Origin of the sequence: Mycolicibacter senuensis, assembly GCF_002101885.1 — a bacterium.
Classification (GTDB): Bacteria; Actinomycetota; Actinomycetes; order Mycobacteriales; family Mycobacteriaceae; genus Mycobacterium; species Mycobacterium senuense.
In genome coordinates this window covers 14,118-36,882 of record NZ_LQPS01000039.1, presented here as the reverse complement: position 1 = coordinate 36,882, position 22,765 = coordinate 14,118, and the positions used below count along the sequence as shown (strand labels likewise).

General features: G+C 69.3%; 21 protein-coding genes. 7 read left to right on the top strand and 14 right to left on the bottom strand.

Annotated features, from left to right (window positions below; translation table 11 throughout):
- Nucleotides 1-25: 25 nt before the first annotated feature.
- The gene (gene culp6, locus AWC24_RS12445) at nt 26-1,093 is read right to left on the bottom strand and encodes a carboxylesterase Culp6 (RefSeq protein WP_085085341.1); all 1,068 of its coding nucleotides are present in this window, start codon (nt 1,091-1,093) and stop codon (nt 26-28) included.
- Between the two features lie 151 nt (nt 1,094-1,244).
- Between culp6 and AWC24_RS12440 the strand changes: the two genes are divergently transcribed.
- Nucleotides 1,245-2,099 carry a putative endonuclease domain-containing protein gene (locus AWC24_RS12440; protein WP_085085339.1) on the top strand — a complete coding sequence of 285 codons (855 nt, stop codon included), beginning with the start codon at nt 1,245-1,247 and terminating at the stop codon, nt 2,097-2,099.
- A gap of 51 nt (nt 2,100-2,150) precedes the next feature.
- Here the strand turns inward: AWC24_RS12440 and AWC24_RS12435 are convergent, their stop codons facing one another.
- The 7 genes from AWC24_RS12435 to glf all read right to left on the bottom strand — a co-directional run bounded on the left by AWC24_RS12435 (nt 2,151) and on the right by glf (nt 11,063).
- The gene (locus AWC24_RS12435; protein ID WP_085085337.1) at nt 2,151-3,044 is read right to left on the bottom strand and encodes an esterase family protein; all 894 of its coding nucleotides are present in this window, start codon (nt 3,042-3,044) and stop codon (nt 2,151-2,153) included.
- A 166-nt stretch (nt 3,045-3,210) separates the two neighbouring features.
- Nucleotides 3,211-4,194, bottom strand: coding sequence for an esterase family protein (locus AWC24_RS12430; RefSeq protein WP_109560434.1), 984 nt, complete (start codon nt 4,192-4,194; stop codon nt 3,211-3,213).
- Between the two features lie 289 nt (nt 4,195-4,483).
- Nucleotides 4,484-6,496, bottom strand: coding sequence for a terminal beta-(1->2)-arabinofuranosyltransferase (gene aftB, locus AWC24_RS12425; RefSeq protein ID WP_085085334.1), 2,013 nt, complete (start codon nt 6,494-6,496; stop codon nt 4,484-4,486).
- Nucleotides 6,474-7,397, bottom strand: a complete 924-nt coding sequence (locus AWC24_RS12420; RefSeq protein WP_085085332.1) for a decaprenyl-phosphate phosphoribosyltransferase — start codon at nt 7,395-7,397, stop codon at nt 6,474-6,476. The genes aftB and AWC24_RS12420 overlap by 23 nt, the downstream gene beginning before the upstream one ends.
- Entirely contained in the window at nt 7,394-7,954 is a 561-nt protein-coding gene (locus AWC24_RS12415; RefSeq protein ID WP_085085330.1) for a phosphatase PAP2 family protein, read from the bottom strand. The genes AWC24_RS12420 and AWC24_RS12415 overlap by 4 nt, the downstream gene beginning before the upstream one ends.
- On the bottom strand, nt 7,951-9,852 hold the full coding sequence (locus AWC24_RS12410; RefSeq protein ID WP_085085328.1) for a glycosyltransferase: 1,902 nt from the start codon (nt 9,850-9,852) through the stop codon (nt 7,951-7,953). Before AWC24_RS12410 ends, AWC24_RS12415 begins: the two co-directional genes overlap by 4 nt.
- Nucleotides 9,849-11,063, bottom strand: coding sequence for a UDP-galactopyranose mutase (gene glf / locus AWC24_RS12405; RefSeq protein WP_109560433.1), 1,215 nt, complete (start codon nt 11,061-11,063; stop codon nt 9,849-9,851). The genes AWC24_RS12410 and glf overlap by 4 nt, the downstream gene beginning before the upstream one ends.
- Before the next feature lie 316 nt (nt 11,064-11,379).
- Between glf and AWC24_RS12400 the strand changes: the two genes are divergently transcribed.
- Both AWC24_RS12400 and AWC24_RS12395 read left to right on the top strand, forming a co-directional pair.
- Complete coding sequence (locus AWC24_RS12400; RefSeq protein ID WP_085085324.1) at nt 11,380-12,258, top strand: hypothetical protein; 879 nt, start codon at nt 11,380-11,382, stop codon at nt 12,256-12,258.
- 149 nt (nt 12,259-12,407) lie between these two features.
- The gene (locus AWC24_RS12395; RefSeq protein ID WP_085085322.1) at nt 12,408-14,117 is read left to right on the top strand and encodes an N-acetylmuramoyl-L-alanine amidase; all 1,710 of its coding nucleotides are present in this window, start codon (nt 12,408-12,410) and stop codon (nt 14,115-14,117) included.
- Nucleotides 14,118-14,177: 60 nt separating this feature from the next.
- Here the strand turns inward: AWC24_RS12395 and AWC24_RS12390 are convergent, their stop codons facing one another.
- The 4 genes from AWC24_RS12390 to AWC24_RS12375 are packed head-to-tail and all read right to left on the bottom strand — an operon-like array spanning nt 14,178 to nt 17,396.
- Nucleotides 14,178-15,026: a Cof-type HAD-IIB family hydrolase gene (locus tag AWC24_RS12390; RefSeq protein ID WP_085085320.1), complete on the bottom strand. Its 849-nt coding sequence runs from the start codon at nt 15,024-15,026 to the stop codon at nt 14,178-14,180.
- Nucleotides 15,026-15,820, bottom strand: a complete 795-nt coding sequence (locus AWC24_RS12385; protein ID WP_085085318.1) for a lysophospholipid acyltransferase family protein — start codon at nt 15,818-15,820, stop codon at nt 15,026-15,028. Before AWC24_RS12385 ends, AWC24_RS12390 begins: the two co-directional genes overlap by 1 nt.
- A 6-nt stretch (nt 15,821-15,826) precedes the next feature.
- Nucleotides 15,827-16,600: a lysophospholipid acyltransferase family protein gene (locus tag AWC24_RS12380; RefSeq protein ID WP_085085316.1), complete on the bottom strand. Its 774-nt coding sequence runs from the start codon at nt 16,598-16,600 to the stop codon at nt 15,827-15,829.
- 7 nt (nt 16,601-16,607) lie between these two features.
- Nucleotides 16,608-17,396 carry a lysophospholipid acyltransferase family protein gene (locus AWC24_RS12375; RefSeq protein WP_085085314.1) on the bottom strand — a complete coding sequence of 263 codons (789 nt, stop codon included), beginning with the start codon at nt 17,394-17,396 and terminating at the stop codon, nt 16,608-16,610.
- Nucleotides 17,397-17,477: 81 nt separating this feature from the next.
- On the opposite strand from AWC24_RS12375, the gene AWC24_RS12370 reads away from it, so the two are divergent.
- Both AWC24_RS12370 and AWC24_RS12365 read left to right on the top strand, forming a co-directional pair.
- The gene (locus AWC24_RS12370; protein WP_085085312.1) at nt 17,478-19,031 is read left to right on the top strand and encodes an MBL fold metallo-hydrolase; all 1,554 of its coding nucleotides are present in this window, start codon (nt 17,478-17,480) and stop codon (nt 19,029-19,031) included.
- Nucleotides 19,028-19,357 (top strand): hypothetical protein, encoded by a 330-nt coding sequence (locus AWC24_RS12365; protein ID WP_085085310.1) that lies wholly within the window; start codon nt 19,028-19,030, stop codon nt 19,355-19,357. Before AWC24_RS12370 ends, AWC24_RS12365 begins: the two co-directional genes overlap by 4 nt.
- 25 nt (nt 19,358-19,382) lie before the next feature.
- Here AWC24_RS12365 and AWC24_RS12360 read toward each other — a convergent pair whose 3' ends face one another.
- Together AWC24_RS12360 and AWC24_RS12355 are read right to left on the bottom strand one after the other, a co-directional pair.
- Nucleotides 19,383-20,945 (bottom strand): phytoene desaturase family protein, encoded by a 1,563-nt coding sequence (locus AWC24_RS12360; RefSeq protein WP_085085308.1) that lies wholly within the window; start codon nt 20,943-20,945, stop codon nt 19,383-19,385.
- 67 nt (nt 20,946-21,012) lie between these two features.
- Nucleotides 21,013-21,588, bottom strand: a complete 576-nt coding sequence (locus AWC24_RS12355) for a TetR/AcrR family transcriptional regulator (RefSeq protein ID WP_085085306.1) — start codon at nt 21,586-21,588, stop codon at nt 21,013-21,015.
- Between the two features lie 81 nt (nt 21,589-21,669).
- On the opposite strand from AWC24_RS12355, the gene AWC24_RS12350 reads away from it, so the two are divergent.
- Together AWC24_RS12350 and AWC24_RS12345 are read left to right on the top strand one after the other, a co-directional pair.
- Nucleotides 21,670-22,143 (top strand): DUF2834 domain-containing protein, encoded by a 474-nt coding sequence (locus tag AWC24_RS12350; protein WP_085085304.1) that lies wholly within the window; start codon nt 21,670-21,672, stop codon nt 22,141-22,143.
- Between the two features lie 58 nt (nt 22,144-22,201).
- Entirely contained in the window at nt 22,202-22,762 is a 561-nt protein-coding gene (locus AWC24_RS12345; protein WP_085085302.1) for a TetR/AcrR family transcriptional regulator, read from the top strand.
- Nucleotides 22,763-22,765: the final 3 nt, after the last annotated feature.

The following is a 22,765-nucleotide window of genomic DNA, read 5'->3' as shown; positions in this document are numbered from 1 at the left end:
CCGGGGTCACGCGGCGGTCCCAGCTTCAGCCGTGCGGCGGATGCGGCGCGTTGTCCACCAGCTCGCGGGCCCAGTTCAACGTCCACTGGGCGGCGGACAGGCCGTCGTGGCTCCAGACGTCGGTGGTGCCGTACAACGCGTGCACCGGCTGACCCGCCCCACCGGCGAGCGTCTCCAGGGTGGCCGGCAGCTTACCGATGCTGAATGCCTCTCGCGGGGCGGCGCAGATCAGGTCGCCGCGCGCGCAGATCTCGTTGGTGCGCTGGTCGAGGTCACCGAAGCCACCGTCGCGGGCGCCGGTCATGGTCAGCCCCATCCCGGACAGGATCGGCAGCTCGTGCAGGGTCACTTCGGCGCCCTGCCCCGGCGGCGTCGGCGGCACATCGATCCCGCCGCCGGGTCCCTCCTGGCGGCGGCCGTCGGCGATCAGCGTCACGCCGAGCACCAGGTCCTCATCGACCGGGCCGCGCCCGTTGCCGATGTCGCTGGCGACATCACCGGCGATCACCGCGCCCTGCGAGAAACCGACCAGCACGTAGCTGGTCAGCGGGCACTTCTCGTTCATCTCGGTCAGCGCCTTGATGGTGTTGCGGGTGCCCTCGGCCCGGCTGTCGTTGTAGCTCATCTGCTTGTCGGCCGAGAGCGGATTGTGGAACTGCGCGGTATAGGGAACCGTGTAGGTCTGCACCCGGGAGGCGTCGAACTGCTCGGCGATCGGGCGGGTGACGGTGAGCAGCAGCGCAATCGGGAACTGGGTGGGGTTCAGCGGGTCGTCGGTGGGCGAGGTCTCCCAGGTGCCGGGCACCGAGACCAGTTGCACGTCCGGGCAGCTGGCGTCCTGATAGGCCGGGCGCGGCTTCTTGGCCCGCGGCGGCGTCGAACTGGTCGGCGGGACGCCCTCTGGCTGCTGGTCCGCGATCGGCGGCGAGCCCGGGTGCCGGATCCAGATCACCACCACCACCGCCACCAGCGCCACCGCCAGTGCCATCGCACCGGCGGCCACCCACGCCAATACGCGGCGCCGGTTGCGCAGCGCTTTCGCCGGGGATTTACGTGGGGATTTCGCGGTGGACTTGCGCGCTTTCTTGGCCATATCGCCTATAACGGTACAGATCGGCGGCTTTCGCCATTGACGCTGCACTGAGGGCGGTGGTTACTCGCACTTTTACGCCCTGGACGCAGCGTCAACTGGTGTTGTGGATCAGCGTCGACGCGCTGGGACGCGCCGCGGCCATCATCTGGGCATGACGGATTCCGAGATGCCTTTTCTCGGCAGTGCGGCGTTGGCGGCCGGGAACCTGACCCGCTACGAGTTGCGTCGCCATCACGTGGCGGTGCTACCGAACGTGTACCTGCCGGCACGCATCCGCCCGAGCCTGCAGCAGCGGACGGTCGCCGCCTGGCTGTGGTCGGGCGGCCAGGCGGTGGTCGCCGGGGCCGCCGCCTCCGCACTGCACGGCGCGAAATGGGTCGATGCCACCGTTCCGATCGAACTGATCTGGCGCAACACCCACCCTCCGGCCGGCGTGCTGACCCGCAATGACCTACTGCTCCCCGGCGAGCAGCAACACCGCCGCGGGATGGCGGTGACCACGGTGGCGCGGACGGCGTTCGACCTCGGCCGGCGTGGGCACCTGGGTCAGGCGGTCGCCCGGCTGGACGCACTGGCCAACGCCACCGGCTTGCGCACCGCCGATGTGCTCGAACTGGCCCGGCGCCACCGTCATACCCGCGGGCTGCGTCAGCTCGAGGCCGCGCTCGACCTCGTCGACGCCGGCGCCGAATCACCGAAAGAGACCTGGTTGCGGCTGCTGCTGATGGGCGGCGGCTTCCCCCGCCCGACCACCCAGATCCCGGTCCCCGGGCCGGACGGTCGCCCCAAGTACTTTCTGGACATGGGGTGGCAAGACCTCATGCTGGCGGTCGAGTACGACGGCGAGCACCACCTCACCGACCGGCCGCAGTACGTCTGGGACGCCACCCGGCTCGAGTACATCCGGCAGCTGGGCTGGACGCACATCAAGGTGCTCAAGGAACACCGCGGCGGCGACGTCCTGCGCCGCGTCAGGGCCGCCTGGAACACGTTGACGCTGCACTGAAGGCGCTGCTTACTCGCACTTTTGCGCCCTGAGTGCAGTGTCAGCGGGGGATTAACGGATCGCGCCGACGATGTCGCCGACCATGGCCCCCAGCTGCGATGACCACGAACCCCAGCCGTTGTCACCGCCGGAGAAGTCGAAATGCCCGTTGCGGCCACGCGACTGGCGGTACTGCATGTTGAAGAACCGCCCGCTGCCGGCCGCCTCGGCCGGGTCGCCGATCATCGCGGCCGGGTTGGAGGCGCCGCCCATGGGGCTGTAGACCCAGACCCGGGTGTTGTTCTGCGCCAGCAGGGTGGCGTGCACGGTGGGGTCGTGCCACTTCCAGCGGCCCAGCTGCGGCGCGCCCCACATGCCGTACGGGTCGACGCCGCCGAAGTTCTCCAGGCCGGCGCTGATGACACCGCTCTCCGTGGTATGCGACGGGTTCAGGAAGCCCGACATCGAGCCGGCGAAGCCGAACCGGTCGGGGTGGAAGGTGGCCAGCGCCAGCGCGCCGTAGCCACCCTGGGACGCGCCGACCACCGCGTGACCGCCCGGCGCCAGGCCCCGGTTGGCCGCCAGCCAGTCCGGCAGTTCACTGGACAAGAAGGTGTCCCACTGCTTGCTGCCGTCGCGTTCCCAGTTGGTGTACATGCTGTAGGCCCCACCGGCCGGTGCGACCACCGAGACGCCCTTGCCGGCCAGGGTGTTCATCGCGTTGCCCGCGGTCACCCAGTTGCTCACCTCGGGGTGGGCGTCGAAGGCGTCGAGCAGGTAGACGGCGTGCGGGCCCTGGTTGAGGAACGCCACCGGGATGTCCCGGCCCATCGACGGCGACGGCACCATCAGGCTCTCGAACGGTGCGGCCTGGGCGCTGGAACCGACGATCGCGCCACCGCCCCACAGCCCCAGTGTCAGCACGGTCACGCACAGTGCCCGCCACAACCTCGACAGTCCGCTCATACCCACCTCGCTCGTCGGCACAGATTTCGTGGTGTCACCCGCCGCTGGTCGCGCGCCCTGACTCCGGAAGGTAGTCAATCACACGGCACCGGCGGCCAGGACAGAAAACGGCCGACGGCGGCGACTCGGAGGTCGCCGCCGTCGGCGGTACATCGGTGCTGGGAGACTACTCGCCCGAGCTGGTGCTCTCGCCGCTGTTCGGGGTGGCGCCCAGGTGGCTCTGCAGGTCCGGCTTCATGGCCTGCAGCTGCTGACCCCAGTACTCCCAGGAGTGCGTGCCGTACTCCGGGAAGTTGAAGATCGCGTTGTTGCCGCCGGCAGCGGTGTAGAGCTCCTGGAACTTCTTGTTGGCGCCGATCATGAAGTTCTGCTCCAGGAAGACGGCCGGGATGTTGTCGCCGCCCAGCTCGTTGGCCTTGCCGTTGCCGCAGAACACCCACAGCCGGGTGTTGTTGGCGACCAGCTTCTCGACGTTGACGGTCGGGTCGTTGCGCAGCCACGCCGGGTCGTTGTCGTCGCCCCACATGTCGTTCTTCTTGTAGCCGCCGGCGTCGCCCATCGACAGGCCGATCCAGCCCTTCCCGGTCGACGGGTTGAGGTAACCCGACAGCGAACCGGCGTAGGTGAACTGGTTCGGGTGGTAGATGGCCAGGGTCATCGCCGAGGAACCGGCCATCGACAGGCCGACCGCCGCGTTACGGCTCTGGCTCACGCCGTACTCCGACGCCAGGTAGGTCGGCAGCTCACGGGTCAGGAAGGTCTCCCACTTGTAGGTGGAGCAACCCGCCTTGCCGCAGGCCGGCTTGTACCAGTCGCTGTAGAAGCTGGACTGGCCGCCGACCGGCATGATCACCGAGATGCCCGAGTTGAGGTACCACTCGAACGCCGGGGTGTTGATGTCCCAGCCGTTGAAGTCGTCCTGGGCGCGCATGCCGTCGAGCAGGTACAGCCCCGGGGAGTCGGCGCCACCCGGCTGGAACTGCACCTTGATGTCGCGGCCCATCGACGCCGAGGGCACCTGCAGGTACTCCACCGGCAGACCCGGCCGGGAGAAGGCGTTGGCCTCTGCGGTACCACCGGCGGCACCGACCAACCCCGCAAGCAGGGCCGCGCCGGAGGCGGCGACCATCAACCTGTCAAGCAACTTCATCCTGGGCATCCTCATTCGTCTTGTTGCCGTGCTCATAACGTGGGCCCGAGTCGGGCCAGATCTGCGCGCGCGTGCGCGACAGTGCCGGTGTAGTCAACCATAGAAGTCCGTGATCGAGCTCTTAGAGTTCTGCCACGACCGGCCGGACGGGTCCGGCACCGGTTTCTCCGGCGACCGCCGCGTTGCGCTCGGGCCCCCATACGAGCCGGTGGGACCGGCCGCGCGGGGTGGCGGCGACCGGCCCGGCATGACGTCTGTCACATTTTCGCCAGCCGCCGCGCACCTACCGTCACGGGACGTCGGGCGGCATCCCGGTGTAGGCCGGGCGGGTCGGTTCGGGCACGGCCAGCCCGCAGCGGATCAGCTCGTCGCGCGGCACCCGCTCGATCCGGTAGCGGGTGTAGCTCGCGGCGTGCAGCACGTTGGACAGGAACCGGCGCGGGCCCATCGGCGCACGCACCGAGCCCAGCACCGCCGCGGTGTCGGGGCATCGCAGCGCCGCCTCGGCCTGCGCGACCCAGTCCTGGTCCAGGTAGCCGGGAATCAGCGGATACCACTTGACCCACGGGCCGTCGGCCACCACGAAGTCCCGGAACAGGTCTTTGTCGTGGCCGATCCGGCCGTGGTCCAGCCGTTCGGTGTGCGCCGCAATCGGATTGGCCAAACCGATCTGGTCGAGCAGTCGGACATCGAGGCCGGTGTTCATGCTCAACATGCCCAGGTTGGTGAAGAACACGGTGTGCGGACCGGTGTCGCCGGGCTGGGGATCGGTGGGCACGCCGATTCCCGGCGGCACCGGCAGGATGACCGGGACGACATCCCACTGGTCGTAGTTGCCCGACGGCAGCAGCAGTGCCCCGTCGGGGGTGGCCTCGATGGTGGCCAGCACCGCGCGCATTCGCGGATAGCCGAGATAGTCCGCGGCGGTCAGCGGGTGGGCGTGACCGGTCGCCTGCGAATAGAATCGGCGCTCGTCGACGATCCCGGAATAGGTGACGCGGGTGGCGTCGTAGCCCATCCCGGGTGAGTTGGCCGCCCACAGCGCCCAGCCGGCCACCGCCAGCCACAGCAGGCCGACGGCCCCGCTGAGCGGGTAGCCGGCCTCCCGGTGGAAACGCGCACCGTCGGGGAGCAGCACCGGGATGACGGCCACCGGGGCCAGCATGCAGAACAGTGGCACCAGCAGCACCCGGCCGTGCATGAAGTCGCCGCCCTGGCGGATCCAGTAGGCGCCCTGCACCAGTCCGCTGATCACGAAGAAGCAGACCACCGCCGCCGGGCTCTGCGCCAGCCGCGCCCACCTGCCGACACCGCGCGGCACCGGACGGCGGGGACGCTGGCGCACCGCGGCGCCCACCCACAGCGCCGCGCCCAGCGCCGCCAACAGCACGGCGGGCACCCACAATGCGTAGGGCGCGTTGAAGTTCGCCAGGTAGATCATGCCCTGCGACCACTTGTCGCCGGCGGCGTCCTTGGCCAGCGCGGTACCGGGCACCAGCAACCCGTAGTAGCCCATCCGGAAGATCTGGTAGGCCACCGGCAGGGCGCCGCCGGCCACCAGGATCAGTGCCCGGGGCCGCCACTGCCGGGGCGCCGCGATCAGCAGCATGATCAGCGCGCCGCCGCCGATGAGCGCCAGCTCGGGACGCACCAGCACGCTGGCGCCGGCCACGAAGGCCAGGCACCCGGTGAACAGCGGGCCGCGGGCCCGCGACCGTGGCATGCGCAGCGCCTGCGACCAGCAGACCAGCATCCACCACAGCAGGCCCAGGTAGGCCAGCACCAGCCCGCTCTCCAGCCCGGAGGTGGCGAAGTCGCGGGCGGGCGGCACCGCGATGTAGACCAGTGCCCCGGCCGGCAGCAACAGTGCGCGGCGGCCCTGCAGGTTGGGGGCGTACAGCCGGGTGGTGCCCAGCATCAGCAGCGCCACCCCGGCAAGGCTGAGCGTCAGCGCGAACACCAGCGCGATGTACTCCATGCGCATCGGCCCGCCGAGCCAGCTGCCGAGGTACATCAGGTAGGTCCAGGCCGTGGAGGTGTTGGCCTCCACCCGTTCGCCGGCATTGAACACCGGGCCGTTGCCGGCCAGCAGGTTGCGCACGGTGCGCAACACGATCAGTCCGTCGTCGGAGATCCAGCGTCTCCGCCATGCCCCGACACCGAACAGCAACAGCACGACGGCCACCGCTGCCCACGAACTCAGCCGCACCGATGGGCTGTAGGCGACCGCCGGCCAGCCCAACGGCCGGACCCGGGGGTCCGGTGCGCGCAGCGGTCGGCTAGCCGAAAACGACGGCAGCACCGATGGTTCCGATCCAGGCCAGCGCCATCAGCTGCAGCACCCGGTCGCGCCGCAGGATGTCCTCGGGCTCGCCGGCCATGCCGCCGTCGACGTCGACGGCGTACCGCAGTATCGCGATGGTGATCGGGATGATGGTCACCGCGTACCAGGAGCCGGAACCGTTGTCGCGCTCGAAGGCGAACAGGCTGTAACAGACCAGCATCGCGGTGGCTGAGGCCGTCCAGACGAAACGCAGGTAGGTGCCGGTGTAGCTCTCCAGCGACTTGCGGATCTTGGCGCCGGTCTGTTCGGCGAGCTGCAGTTCGGCGTAGCGCTTTCCGGCCACCATGAACAGCGACCCGAATGCCATCACCAGCAGGAACCATTGCGACAGGTAGATGTCGGCGGCCGCTCCCCCGGCGATCGCCCGCAGCAGGAATCCGGACGACACGATGCAGATGTCCAGCACCGCTTGATGTTTGAGCCCGAAGCAGTAGGCCAGCTGCATGGCCAGGTAGACCGCCATCACCAGCGCCAGGCTCAGGCTGAGACTCCAGGAGACGACCAGCGACGCCGCCCCCAGCAGCGCGGCCAGCCCGTAGGCCATGCCGACCGGCACAACCCCGGCGGCGATCGGCCGGAACCGCTTGGTGGGGTGCGCGCGATCTGCCTCGACGTCCTGGGCGTCGTTGACCAGATACACCGCCGAGGCCGCCAGGCTGAACGCCACGAACGCGATCAGCGCCTTGCCGCCGACATCGGCGTAGTCGTAGTGCACGTCTCCGCCCAGGGCGGCCAGCGGCGCGGCCAGCACCAGGACGTTCTTCACCCACTGCCGGGGCCGCATCGCCTTGACGATCCCGGTCATCAGGTTGGACGGCGGGCGGGCCTCCGGCGCGCGGTGTTCGGTCGCTGCACTCATCCGGCGCCTCCCGAGTTGTCCAGGCGGATCGCGGCCGCGGCGACCGCGGCTCCGACGACGACGCCGGTGGCCACGTCACTGGGATAGTGCACCCCGAGCACCATGCGGGACAACGCCATCGGCGGCACCAGCACCGCAGGCAGTGTCTTGGCGGGCAGCCCGGCCGCTCGTCCCAGCAGAATCGCCGCCGCGGTGGTGGAGGTGGCGTGCGCGGAGGGGAAGCTCAGCCGGCTCGGGGTGCCCACGTTGACCGCGATCGCCGGGTGGTGGGGGCGCTCGCGTCGCACCACCCGCTTGATCACCACGGCGGCCGCGTGCGCGACGAACGCCCCGGCCCCGGCGGTCAGCCAGGCCCGGCGCCGGCGCGGCCACGCCAGCGCACCGAGCGCCGACAGTGCCAGCCAGCCCAGGCTGTGCTCACCGAAGTGCGACATGGCGCGCGCCGTGGTCAGCACCCCGGACCGGCCGGCCAGCGCAGACTGCACGGCGACCAGCACCGCGTCCTCGCCGTGCGGCGGAACCGCGTCGGGATCACCAGGGGGCGCGAACTCGGTCATGCCGACTTGGCGCCGTCGGGAAGCAGCACGGTCTCCCACTGCTGCTTGCTGGCCAGCGTGGGCAGTGCCCGGCGGTAGGCGCGGCGCAGGTCGTCGAACCGGCGCGACAACTGGTACTGGCGGCGCAGCGATTCGCGCAGCAGCGTGAACATCTTCGCCCGGTCGCGCTGGCGGTAGACCACGCCGCGGCCGTCGGCGGTGGTGACGGTGACGCCGTCCTGGGTGCACAGCAGGAACCACCGGGCGTCCTGGGTGGGCACGTTGAGCTGCGGACGCACGTGATGCTCGGGCGCGGTGGCCTTCAGGTTGTGCAGGATGCCGCGGGCCAACCGATAGCCGATGGTCAGCGGCTGGACCGGCGGGCGCATCGGCTTGCGGCGTTGCGACGGGATGGGCAGTTCGCTGGCCGCCGGCAACACCACCGCGTCGGGGTAGGTCTTGCGCAGCGCGTGGATGTCCGGCAGCGCCGACTCCAGGATGGCGAAGATGTGCTCGGGGCCGGCCAGGAAATCATCCAGCGCCTTGTTCTGCACGGCGACCGTCGAATACTCCAGGCAGGCAAGGTGTTTCAGGGTCGCCTTGAGGTGGCTGCGGATCAGGCCGGCGATGTTGCCGTCCCAGTGCAGCGCCGCGACCATCAACCGGTTGCGCAGGTGGAAGTAGGCCTGCCAGTCGATCGCGTCGTCCTTGTCGCTCCAGGCCATGTGCCAGATCGCCGCGCCCGGCAGGGTCACCGTGGGGTAGCCGTGCTCGCCGGCCCGCAGCCCGTATTCGGCGTCGTCCCACTTGATGAACGACGGCACCGGCTGACCGATCTCCTCGGCGACGGCGCGCGGGATCATGCACATCCACCAGCCGTTGAAGTCGACGTCGATGCGGCGGTGCAAATCGGGTGTCTCAGCCAGCGAGTCGGTGGCGAAGTTGTGGTCGTACTCGGTGTGCGGGGCGTTGGTCCACATGAACACGCCGGGGTCGACGACCTCGCCCATGATGTGCAGGTGCGACGGCTCCTGCAGGTTGAGCATGTGCCCGCCGACCAGGGTCGGCGTCTTGGCGAAGCGGTTCAGCGCCAGCGCCCGCAGGATCGAGTCGGGTTCGATGCGGATGTCGTCGTCCATGAACAGGATCTGTTCGCAGCCGGTGTTCTTCAGCGCCTCGTACATCACCCGGCTATAACCGCCGGACCCGCCGAGGTTGGGCTGGTCGTGGATCGACAGCCGGTCGCCGAGCGCGGCGGCGGCCGCCGCGAAGCCGGGGTGGTCGCGCACCTTACGGGTGCCCTGATCCGGGACGATCACCGCGCTGATCACCGCGTCGACGTCCGGGTCCGAGGTGAGCGCGCTCAGCGCGTTGACGCAGTCGTCGGGCCGGTTGAAGGTCGGGATGCCCACCGCCACGTCGGCACGCCCGGGGGCCTCGGTCGGCGCGTACCAGCCGCCGCCGATCAGCGTGACCGCGCTGTCGGTGGTGATGTCGAACCAGATCCACCCGCCATCCTCGAACGGTTGCAGACCGACCTCGAACTCGACGATCGTCGGCGTGCCGTCGCCATCGACGGACCCGAACGGCTTGCCGTCCACCGCGATGCGCGCACCGGTGGCCTTGGAGCGGTAGACGTCGACGCGGCCGGAACCGGTCAGCTCCAGGCGCAGCACCACCGATTCGACCACCGACCAGCGACGCCAGTAGGAGGCCGGGAAGGCGTTGAAGTACGTCGCGAACGACACCTCCGACTCTTCGCCGATCTCCAGGCTGGTCCGGGTGAGCGGGTGCGCCCGGCGGTTGTTGGTCTCCGACTCCTCGATGTAGAGCTTGCGGACGTCCAGCGGCTCGCCGTGGCGCGGCAGGATGATCCGCGAAAGCCGGCTCACCGCACGCGAACTCTTGGGTTTGGTCATCGGTTGTTTTCCCTGTTGTTCTCGTGCAGCGGCACACCATCGGCCAGGTGCGGCGCCAGGACGTTGTCGTACATGCTCAGCGCACTGGCGATCGCCATGTGCATGTCGAGGTATTGATAGGTGCCCAGCCGCCCGCCGAAGAGCACCTTGCCCGACTCCATCTCGGCCTTGGCCAACCGGCGGTAGGCCTCGACCATCGCGCGGTCATCGGGGGTGTTGATCGGGTAGTACGGCTCGTCTTCGTCGCGAGCGAACCGGCCGTACTCGCGCATGATCACCGTCTTGTCGGTCGGATAGGACCGTTCGGGGTGGAAGTGCCGGAACTCGTGGATGCGGGTGTAGGGCACGTCGGCGTCGTTGTAGTTCATCACCGCGGTGCCCTGGAAGTCCCCGCAGCCCTCGAGCACTTCGAGTTCGAAGTCCAGGGTGCGCCAGCCGAGCCGGCCCTGCGCGTAGTCGAAGTAGCGGTCCAGCGGACCGGTATAAACAACGGGGGCCGACGGGCTCGCGTTCCGCAGTTCCTCGCGGACGTCGAACCAGTCGGTGTCGAGGCGGACCTCGACGCGCTCGTCGGCGGCCATGTTCTGCAACCAGGCGGTGTAGCCGTCGACCGGCAGCCCCTCGTAGGTGTCGTTGAAGTAGCGGTTGTCGAAGGTGTAGCGCACCGGCAGCCGGGTGATGTTGGACGCGGGCAGCTCGGTGGGATCGGTCTCCCACTGCTTGGCGGTGTAGTGCTTGACGAAGGCCTCGTAGAGCGGGCGGCCGATCAGGCTGATCGCCTTCTCCTCGAAGTTGGTGGCGTCCTTGGTGTCCACCTCGGCGGCCTGCTCGGCGATCAGCGCCCTGGCCTCATCTGGGCTGAAGTAGCGGCCGAAGAACTGCGAGACCAGGCCCAGCCCCATCGGGAACTGGTAGGCCTGCCCGTCGTGCATGGCGAAGACCCGGTGCTGGTAGCCGGTGAAGTCGGTGAACTGCCGCACGTAGTCCCAGACCCGCTTATTAGAGGTATGGAACAGGTGCGCGCCGTATTTGTGGACCTCGATGCCGGTCTGCGGTTCGGCTTCGGAGTAGGCGTTACCGCCGATGTGGGGGCGCTTCTCGAGGACCAGGACACGCTTGTCGAGCTGCTTGGCCACGCGCTCGGCGATGGTCAGGCCGAAGAATCCAGAACCCACAACGAAGAGGTCAAAAGGAGCGGTCATCGGCGCCAAGGGTAGCCGAACAGTGGCCGCGAGCATCGTCGGCGCCCCGCCACTTCTCCCGTCCAGGCGGCCGGGCGGGCGCTCGCAGCGCCGGCGGCACCGCGAGATTGCGCTCACGCAGGCAAAACGCGCCGATTCTCTGCACCAGTGCAATCTCGGTGCGCGCCCGGGACACCGACGTCGACGAAGGGTTGGTCGCGGTTTCCTCACGATTCGATCTCGTCACTCTAATCACACTAGCCACACGCGTACCGTCGATCAGGTAGGCAGTAAACGCTCCGCAGCCCCTCGGGACTGAAGGGCAAAACACATTGAGGAGACTTCCGTGCCGAACCGACGTCGACGCAGGCTCTCGACCACTATGAGCGCAGTCGCCGCCCTAGCGGTCGCAAGTCCGTTTGCAGTTGTCGCAGTATCCGAGCTGGCCGCCCACAACAGCGCCCCGCAGCACCATGACTTCGTTGCGGCCGCGTCGGTGGCCGACCTGCCCAACGAGCTGATCTCCGCCCTCACCCAGGGCCTGTCCCAGTTCGGCGTGAACCTTCCGCCGGTGCCGGGCGGCTTCGGCAACGGGGCAGGGACGGGGATGTACCCCGCGTCGCCGGGGATGTACCCCGCGTCACCGGGGCTGACCTCGCCGGGGATGTACCCCGCCTCGCCCGGCCTGACCTCACCCGGCCTGACCTCGCCGGGGCTCACCTCACCGGGACTGACCTCGCCGGGGCTCACCGACCCGTCGCTGTCCACGCCGCCGGCGGGCACACCCGGTGTGTCCACCACCTCGGGCTTGACCTCGCCGGGTTTGACCACGCCGCCGCTGGGCACCCCCGGGCTGACCTCGCCCGGTCTGACCACCCCGTCGCTGTCCGACTCGTCGCTGACCAGCCCCGGGTTGACCAGCCCCGGGTTGACCAGCCCGGACACCGGCCTGCTCGGCTCCGACGGCATGCCGCTCACCTCTCCGGTGGGCCTTGACCCGGGCCTGGACGGCACCTACCCGATCCTCGGCGACCCCTCGCTGGGCATGGGCATGCCGGAGGAGAAGGGCGGTGTCGTCAGCGACCTGATGAGCGCGGCCAACCAGTTGGGCGCCGGACAGGCCATCGACCTGCTCAAGGGTGTGGTGATCCCGTCCATCGCCCAAGCCGCACAGGGCGCCGGTCCGGCCGCCGCGGCGGCACCCGCCGCCGTGCCGGCCCCGTAACAAAGAAGCCTGTTTCCTAAACGGCACCGCAGAGTCAGCCCGCACCGCCGGGCAACGTGGGACTCTGCGGTGTCGTTTGACGTCCGGCCACTTCGACCAGACGCGTGTCGCATCACTAACAACACAAGACACATACGTAACATCAGCACGTGCCAACCCGTCGCCCCCCGCCGACGATCAAGCTGACCGCTACCGTCGCGACCGTGCTGATCCTGCCGTGGGCACTGGACGCCGGGCCGGGGTCGAAGCCGGCGGGGACCGCACCGGCTCCCCCCAGCGCCGCGGCGACCAAACTGAATCAGCAACCACTGCCCGATCTCGCACCGGGCGTCACCGTCCGGGAGATCACCCAGGACGAGCCGTTCACCATGGTGGCGCTCACCGGCGCCGACCTCAGCGGCACCTCGGCGAAAGTCCGCGCCAGACGCGCCGACGGGTCGTGGGGCCCCTGGTATGCCACCGCCCACGAGGTCAAGGAGGCGTCCTCGCAGGCCCGGCCGGCCGATGCGCCCGCCCCCGGCCCGGACGGGACCGAACCGGTGTTCGTCGGCCGGACCACCGCGGTCCAGATCGCGCTCACCCGGCCCGAAGCCGCCGACGCCGAACCCGAGGCCAAACCGGGAACGAAACCGGGAGCCAAGACGGGAGCCAAGGCGGGGCCCGAGCCGAAGCAGAAGCCCAAGCCCGACCTCGGCTACGTGCCGGCCACCGCCGCACAGCCGTTCGCCCAGAACATCTCCGCGGTCCTGATCACCCCGCCGAAGGCCCCGGTCGACGCGCAATGGACCCCGCCGAGCGCCGCGCTGGCACCGGGACAGCCGCCCAACATCATTCCGCGCAGCCAATGGGGTGCCGGCGCCCGCGGCCGGTGCGGCAAGCCGGCGGAGAGCGGCCCGGTCCAGGCAGCGGTGGTGCATCACACCGCCGGCTCCAACGACTACTCCCCCGAGGACTCGGCGGCGATCATCCGGGCCATCTACGCCTATCACACCCGCGCCCTGGGCTGGTGCGACATCGGCTACAACGCGCTGGTGGACAAGTACGGCCAGGTGTTCGAGGGCCGGGCAGGCGGCATCACCAAGGGCATCGTGGGCAGCCACGCCGGCGGGTTCAACAAGAACACCTGGGGGGTGTCGATGATCGGCACCTTCGACGACGCGCCCCCGCCGCCGATCCAGCTCGAGACCGTCGGCCGGTTGCTGGGCTGGCGGTTGGGACTGGACCGCACCGACCCGCGCAGCACCGTCCAACTGACCTCCGGCGGCGGCTCTTTCACCCACTTCCCCCGCGGCTCGGCACTGTCATTGCCCACGATCATCGGCCACCGCGACCTCGACGAGACCGAGTGCCCCGGCGAGCACGGGTACGTAGCGCTCAACGAGATCCGCGAGATCGCAGCCCGGTTCGGCGACCCCCCGGGCCCCGAAGACATGATCCGGACGATGCAGGGCGGCGCCATCCACGCCCGCTGGCTGGAACTGGGCGGTGCGGAGGGCATGCTCGGTGCCCCCACCTCGCCCGAGGCGATCGGCGAGGGCTCCACCAAGTACGCCACCTTCGAGCGCGGCGCGGTGTACTGGTCACCGGAGACCGGCGCCCAGCCGATCACCGGGGCGATCTACGAGGCCTGGGCCGCACTGGGTTACGAGCGCGGCATGCTCGGCCTCCCGACCAGCGCCGAGATCCCCGAACCGGAGTGGATCGGCCAGAACTTCCAACACGGCACGCTGAACTACAACCGGGCCGACGGCAACGTCATCCGGGTTGTCGACGGCAACGCCGAAGAGCTGCCACCGCCCCCGCCGGAGGGCCCGCCGGCGCAGTTGGAACGTTTCTCGCGGGTGATCGGCGTGAACTAGCGCCGTTCACGCTGCGGCCAGGGCGCGAAAGTGCGAGAGGCCCCCGCCACCGGCGCAGAGTCAGCCGGGGAAAATCCGTTCCAGCACCCGCGCCAGGCCGTCCTCGGTGTTGGGCGCGGTGATCTCCGCGGCGGCGGCCAGCACCGCCGGGTGGGCGTTGCCCATCGCCACGCCGTGGCCCGCCTGCACCAGCATCGGCAGATCATTGGGCATGTCCCCGAAGGCCACCACCTGCTCGATGCCGAGCCCCTGCGGCGTGATCAGCTCCTCGATGCCGCTGGCCTTCGTGATGCCCGCCGGCACCACCTCGACGAGCCCGTTGTTGGTGGAATAGGTCAGCTCCGCGGCGCTGCCGATGTGGGCGGCCAGTTCCGCGACCATGTCGGCGCTGGACGCCCCCGCCTTGCGGATCAGCAGCTTGATCGCCGGCCGGGACAACAGGTCCTCGAGGGACACCTCGGTGTTGTCCGGGTTGAGCCAGGCGTGTTCGTAGCCCGGCGAGCTGACGAACTGCGGCGTCACCGCATCGTGCGCCCGCTCGCCGATGCGCTCCACTGCCAGGCCGGCGCCGGGGATGACGCGGTAGACCACTTCGGCCAGTTTGACCAGGGTGTCCGCCGAGAGTGTCCGCGCCGAGATCACCCGGTCGGTGTTCGGGTCGTAGAGCACCGCCCCGTTCGCGCAGACCGCCAGGGGCGCGAACCCGAGCGCATCGACCACCGGCGAGATCCAGCGCGGCGGGCGCCCGGTCGCCAGAATGAAGCCGGATCCAGCTTCGATGGCCGCATGCACCGCCGCCCGGGTGCGCGCGCTGATGTTTTCGGCATTGTCGAGCAGGGTGCCGTCGACGTCACTGGCGATCAGCGCGGGCGGCGCCGAGTCGACCTGCGACCGTACCAGCCGTGCCATCAACTCCGCCCCCGGCCGGCCAACGCCCGCCGCAGCCGGCCACCGTGCGGCTGCTCCAGCCGTTTGCGGTCACGCTCGGCCAGCTCGGCTTCGCGCATCGCCAGGGCTTCGGCCATGGTCGGGGCGCCGCCACCGAGCCGCCGCGGCACCCAGTACGCGCCGGCGGGGTGCGGATACTCCAGTTGCGCCTGTTCAAGCATCGCGGCCATCCTGTCACGAAGCTCGGCGGTGGTCGCCTCCACGTCGCCGGAGGCGGCAATCGGCCGGCCGATCTTCACCAGCACCGGTACGTGGTTGCGCCACAGCTGCTTCGGGTGGTCTTTGGTCCAGACCCGGTGGATGCCCCAGACGATCACCGGGATGAGCGGGACACCGGCGGCATGGGCCATCCGGGCGGCACCGGTCTTGAACTCGCGCAGTTCGAAGCTGCGGCTGATGGTGGCCTCCGGGTGCAGCCCGACCAGCTCGCCGCCGGCCAGCCGCTGCACCGCCACGTCGTAGGCGCCGGCCCCCGCGGAGCGGTCGACCGGGATCAGCTTGATGTGCCTGATCACGTAGCTGATCACCGGCACCTCGGTCATCTCGGACTTGATCATGAACCGCAGCCGCCGGTTGCGCCGCAGCGCCGCGATCGAGGCCGGATACCAGTCCAGATAGCTGGTGTGGTTGAGAGTCAGCACCGCACCGCCGCGTTCCGGAATGTTCTCCAGGCCGTCGAAAACCGGATGCGGCCCATTGACCTTCACCAGGGGCGGGATCATGATCTCCAGGGCTCGGAACAGCGGTTCGGCCATGCGCTACTACTCCGTGCTCGATGCGTCCGGTCGGCCCCGGCCCGCCGCGTTGCGCATCCGTTCAGCCAGCTCCCGCTCATCGAGCACCCTAGCCTGCTGCGGCGTGGGCGCACTGCCGCCCAGTCGTCGCGGCACCCAGTACGCGTCCTTCGGGTGCGGATACTCCCGTTGTGCGCGGTCCAGCATCGGCGCCATGGCTGCGTGCAACCCGGCGCTGAGGGTGGCGGCGTCGCCGACCGGGGCCAGCGGCGGGCCCACCGCGACGGTGATGGGTATCCCGCTGGCGACCAGGCGCGCCCTCGGGTGATCCTTGGTCCACAACCGGTGAGCGCCCCACACGATCAGCGGGACGATCGGCACCTGCGCGTCGAGGGCCATCCGGGCGGCCCCGGACTTGAAGTCCTTCAGCTCGAAGCTGCGGCTGATGGTCGCCTCCGGGTACACCCCGACCACCTCGCCGGACCGCAGCGCGGCCACCGCATGCCGGTAGGCCTGCGACCCGGCGCCGCGATCGACCGGGATGGTGCCGGTGTGGTTGATCAGGAAATTCACCACCTTCACCCGCTGCATCTCGGCTTTGATCATGAACCGCATCCGGCGCTTCCGGCGATACACCGCCAGCGCGGCGGGCAGGAAGTCGACGTAGCCGGTGTGGTTGATGGCGATCACCGCGCCGCCGGTGGCCGGGATGTGTTCCAGGCCATCGAAATCGAGTCGAGCCCCGGAGACCTTCACCATGGTCACCGCTGCCAGTTCCAGTGCGCGAAAAACCGGCTGCATGCCAGGACTACTCCAGGCCGCCCGTCGCGGTCGGCGGCTGCTGGTTTCCGGCGTCGCGCTTCTCGGCCTTGCGGGCGGCTTCCTCGGCGTCGAGCCGCAGTGCCTCGGCGGGGGTGGGGGCGCCGCCGCCCAGGCGGTGCGGCACCCAGAACTCGCCGGCCGGGTGTTCGGGATAGGTGTCCTGGGCCTGCTCGAGCAGGTGCTGCATGCGGGTCTGCAACAGCGCCCGCAGGTCGTCGACGGGCAGCGTCGGCGGTATCGGCTCGCCGATCACCACCGAGACGGGGACCTTGATGCGCCCCAGCCGCTTGGGATGGTCCTTGGTCCAGATCCGCTGGGCGCCCCACACGATGTGCGGAATGATCGGCACCTGCGCCTCGATCGCCATCCGGGCGGCGCCGCTCTTGAACTCTTTGAGCTCGAAGCTGCGGCTGATGGTCGCCTCCGGGTAGACGCCGACCAGCTCGCCGGCCTTGAGTTTCTCGACGGCGGCGGTATAGGCGTCGGCGCCCTGGCCGCGGTCCACCGCGACGTGCCGGCAACCACGCATCACCGGGCCGACGAACCGATTGTCGAACATCTCCTTTTTGACCATGAACCGCACCCGGCGGCGCGGCTTGCCCAAGTACGCGGCCATTCCGGCGAACGTGAAGTCGAGGTAGCCGGTGTGGTTGATCGCGATCACCGCACCCCCGCTGGCGGGGACGTGCTCGGCACCGGTGACGGTGATCTTCACCCCTTGGAAGCGCCACAACGTGCGCGCAACGGTAGCGACACTCCCGTACCACGGCTCCACAGTCGTCCAGCCTAGGCGATGCCGGCGGGCGTGCCGCCGTTAAGCTCGGGAGGAATCGGTTACAGCGTCGGGAAGGTGCAAGTGCGGGTCACCAGCGTCGGACACGCCGGCTTCCGGATCGACACCGCCGCGGGCAGCATTCTGTGCGACCCGTGGGTGAATCCGGCCTACTTCGCGTCGTGGTTCCCGTTCCCGGACAACTCCGCGCTGGACTGGGACGCCCTGGGCGACTGCGACTACCTCTACATCTCGCATCTGCACCGCGACCACTTCGACCCGCAGCACCTGGCGGCCCACGTCAACAAGGACGCGGTGGTGCTGCTGCCCGACTATCCGGTGCCCGACCTGCGCCGGGAGCTGGAGGCGCTGGGTTTTCACCGGTTCTTCGAGACCACCGACTCGGTGCGGCAGACCGTGACCGGGCCCAAGGGCGAGCTGGACGTGATGATCATCGCCCTGCGCGCCCCGGCCGACGGCCCGATCGGCGACTCCGGACTGGTGGTCTGCGACGGCGTGACCACCGTGTTCAACATGAACGACTCGCGTCCGATCGACCTGGACGTGCTGGGCGCCTTCGACTCGATCGACGTGCACCTGCTGCAGTACTCGGGCGCGATCTGGTACCCGATGGTCTACGACATGCCGGCCCGGGCCAAGGAGGCGTTCGGCATCCAGAAGCGGCAACGCCAGATGGACCGCGCCCGCCAGTACGTCGCCCACGTCGGCGCGCGATGGGTGGTTCCGTCGGCCGGCCCGCCGTGCTTTTTGGATCCGGAGTTGCGCCATCTCAACGACGACCACGGCGATCCGGCGAACATCTTCCCCGACGAGATGGTGTTCCTGGATCAGCTGCGGCGCAACGGCCACGACGGCGGGCTGCTGATGATTCCGGGCACCACGGCCGATTTCACCGCAGCGCAACTGGATTCGCTGACCCATCCGGTCGACGACGCGGAGGCGATCTTCACCGGCGGCAAGGCGGACTACATCGCCGCCTACGCCGAGCGGATGGCACCGGTGCTGGCCGCCGAGAAGGCATCCTGGGCGCCGGCGGCCGGCCCGGCGATGCGCGAGCAGCTGCGCGCACTGTTCGAGCCGATCATGGCCCGCAGCAACGAGATCTGCGACGGCATCGGCTATCCGGTCGAGCTGGTGCTCGACGGTGCCGGGCATACCGAGACGGTGGTGCTGGACTTTCCCAAACGCGTGGTGCGCGAGCCGGTTCCGGGCGAGAAATTCCGATACGGCTTCGGCATCCCGCCTGAGTTGGTGCGCACCGTGCTGCGCGACGGCGAACCCGACTGGGTCAACACCATCTTCTTGTCGACCCGCTTCACGGCGTGGCGGGTCGGCGGCTACAACGAGTACCTCTACACGTTCTTCAAGTGCCTCACCGAGGACCGGATCGTCTACGCCGACGGGTGGTTCGGCGAGAGCCACGACGACTCGGCGACCATCACCCTGGACGGCTGGCAGATTCAGCGCCGCTGCCCCCACATGAAAGCCGACCTGTCGAAGTTCGGGGTGGTCGAGGGCGAGACGCTGACCTGCAATCAGCACGGTTGGCAATGGGACCTCAAGACCGGACGCTGCCTGACCGCCAAGGGTCACGAGTTGCGCTGCGAGAAGCTGTGATCGACTGCTACGACGACGGATTGGTCGCCCTGGACCGCCGGGCGATCACGTTGCGCCGTTACCACTTTCCGTCCGGCACCTCGAAGGTGATCCCGTTGTCGGCGATCCGCGGCTACCGCGCCGAGCCGCTGGGCATGCTGACTCACCGGTTCCGGTTGTGGGGCAGTTCGGATCTGCGGCGCTGGCTGCCGCTGGACGTCAGGCGGCCATGGCGCAGCACGCTGATCACCCTGGATCTCGCCGACGCGGGCTGGCCGCAGCCGGCGTTCACCCCGGTGGATCCGGCCGCGTTCCAAGAGTTGCTCGACGAACTGCTGGACGGCTGATCGGCCCTTCGCCGCCGGCGTGTGCTCAGCGGTCGGCCAGCACCGCGTGCGCGGCGTTGTAGCCCGGGATGAAGGTGATCCCGGGACCGCCGTGACAGCCGGCGCTGCCCAGATACAGGCCGTCGACCAGCGGTTGGCCCAGGAAGCCGCGGGCGCCGGGCCGGTTGGGCCCGATCTGGTCGGGGTTGAGCAAGCCGTGGCAGTAGTCGCCGCCGGGAGCGCCGAACATGGTGCCCATATGGCGCGGGGTGAAGGTGGTGTGCCGGCTGATGCTGCGCTCGAAATTCGGTGCCAGCCGGGTGATCTTGTCGATCACCCGCTGGCCCATCTCGACCTTCATCTCGCCGTAGTTGCCGTCGCCCTCGATCGGGAACCACAGCGCGAACGCCGACGCGGCCTGCTTGCCCGGCGGGGCCAGGTCGGGGTCGTGCAGCGACGGGATCTGCAACACGACGGTCGGATCGGCCGGTACCACGCCGCGCCGCGCGTCCTCCCACTGCTGCTGCACCTCCTCGGGCGTGCAGAAGATTCCCAGCGACGCCTGCATGGCGGGGTCGTTGAGCGCCTGGTAGGGCGCTGCGAACTCCGGGGCCTCCTCGAGCGCGAAATGCATCTGCAGGTATGACCCGCGGTGATCGGTGCGCGCGTAGCGGGCGCGGACGTCGTCGGGAACCGCGGCCGGGTCCAGGAGCGCGGTGACGGTGGTGTCGGGGGCGATGGCCGAAACCACCACCGGCGCTGAGGCGGTCTCGCCGGCGTCGGTGCGCACGCCGCTGATCGCCCCGTCGGAGACGACGATCTCGGCCACCTTGGCACGCAGCCGCAGTTCACCGCCGAGCCCGACGAAGGTGTCGCACAAATGGCCGGTGAGTGCTCCGATCCCGCCGCGCAGCTTCTTCATCAGCACGGTGTTCTCGTCGGGAACGCCGAGGCCGTAGGCCAGGGCGGCGGCACTGCCGGGCGTGGCCGGCCCGCGGTAGAGCGTGTTGACGGCCAGCACGGTGAACGAACCGCGCAGTGCGGCATGCCTCTCCCGATCGGGCAGGTAACGGTCCAGCACATCGGTGACCGAGCCGAACAGCATGTCGTCTATCGCTGAGCGTTCGAATTCGTTCGTGGCACAGGCATACATCTCATCGAGGGACTTCGGCGGACGGCCGGCCTCGAAGCGGCCCAGCGCCCGGGTGGGCGCCTGGCTCCAGGCCAGCAGCCCCGCCATGCCGTTGACCGCCTCGGCGCCGTGCACCTCGGACAGGTGGGTGAACAGCTTCATCGGGTCGGTGTACTGGACCAGCGGGTCGTCGCCGACGCCACGCATCGCCACCGACATCACCTCGAGGTCGATGCTTTCCAGGGCGTCGAGACCCAGCTCGGCGCTGACCGCCGCCGACGTCGGGAACTGCACCGAACCGGCGATCTCGAACCGATAGCCGTCGAACAACTCCACCGTCGAGGCCATCCCGCCGGGGTAACGCCCGGCCTCCAGACACAGCGTGCGCAGTCCGGCGCGCTGCAGGATGAGCGCCGCCGCCAGCCCGTTGTGCCCGGCGCCTATGACGATCGCGTCGTAATCGGCCTTGAAACTCACCCTCGCACCCGCCTTCCGTTGCGCCGAGGCTGACACGGTGGGCGCAGTTTTGTCAATATTGACGTAACTAGCGGTTCGGCAGGGAATCCAGTGCAGTCCGGCACATCCGGGCCAACTCGGCCAGCGAGCGATCCTCGTCGAGCATCCAGACCTCCATCGCGGCGAACACCGCCGCGGCGATACAGCGAGCCGTCACCGCGACCCGCAACCGGTCGTGGGATGTCGTGGCTCGCAACCGTTCGGCTACCGCGTCGGCGAAGTCGGCCTCCACCTGCCGGATGTGCCGCACGATCCGCTCGGGGTCGAGCTCCTCGGCGCGTAGCGCGGCGATGCGGGTCACCGCCTCAACGTCGTAGGGGAAGGCGAAGATTGCGGCCTGCACCGAGTCGATCATCGGCTCGCCCGCCGGCCGGTCCGCCAGGGCGCTGCGGAACCACTGCAGACCGGCGTCATAGTCGGCGAACAGCAGGTCGTGCTTGGAGGTGAAGTGCCGATAGAACGTGCGCAGCGAGACGCCCGCGTCGGCGGCGATCTGCTCGGCGGAGGTCTCCTCGACACCCTGGGCCAGGAACCGCACCAGCGCGGCCTGGCGCAGCGCTTCGCGGGTGCGTTCGCTGCGCGCGGTCTGCGGCACTCGGGGCATGCGGCTAAAGGTACCGCAGCGCCCAGCGGCCCCAGAATGGCAATATTGACAAAACGTGCGGTCCGTGGTGACACTGAGCGCATGATCTCGCTCCTCGTGCATGCAGTGCTGGGCCTGGCGACCGTCGGCTGGATCGTGACAGCCAACCGCGCGGTCTTCGCGAAACCCCCTCAGGGCGGACAGTTCTCGCCGATGGAAGTGGTGTACTACGTGATCGGCATCGCCTCGATCGGGCTGGGCTGGTACTTCAACATCCGCTTCGTCAACGAGTACGCCGCCGGCCCCAACCACAACCCGATCTGGGGGCCGGGCAGCTGGACCCAGTACATCCAGCTGATGTACACCAACCCGGCTGCCGGCTCGGCCAGCCAGGACTACACCATCATCAACGTCATTCTGCTGCCGCTGTTCACCGTCGTGGACGGCTACCGGCGGGGCCTGCGACACCCGTGGCTGTACTTCGTGTCGAGCCTGTTCACCAGTTGCGCGTTCGCCTACGCGTTCTACTTCGCGACCATGGAACGCCAGCGCCGCCACGCCACGGCAACCGCGTAGCAGGACCGCTTCCGAAAACCCCGCACGCTAGGCTGGCCGCGACGACGGGAGGGATGTCGTGGCCAAGCCGGTGGCGCCGCGCGGTTCCGCGCGCGAGCGAGTACTGCAGGCGGCATTGGACCTGTTCATGGAGCACAGCGTGGGCGGCACCTCGCTGCAGATGATCGCCGACCGGCTGGGCGTGAGCAAACCAGCCGTGTACTACCAGTTCCGCTCCCGCGACGACATCGTGATGGCCCTGGTGGAACCGATGTTCGACGACATCGTGCGGGTGATCAAGATCGCCGAGGCGATGCCGACCCAGCAGGGCAAGCGTGACGTGACGGTCAGCGGCGTGGTCGAACTGGCGGTGCGATACCGCCGCCTCACCTTCCTGTTCTACGACCGCGCCGTGGAATACGCGGTGCGCTCGCGCGAAGACTTCATGGCGATCCACGATGCGGCGGCGGCGCTCCTGCAAGGCCCCTCCCCGACCGCGGAGGACCGCATCATCACCACCACGCTGCTGGCCGGAACCTTCACCACCGCAGCCGATCCCGAACTCGAGGATATCGACGACGAGCAGCTGCACAGCATCCTGCTCGACACCGCACGGCGGATCATGGCGCCGTTGACCTGAGGC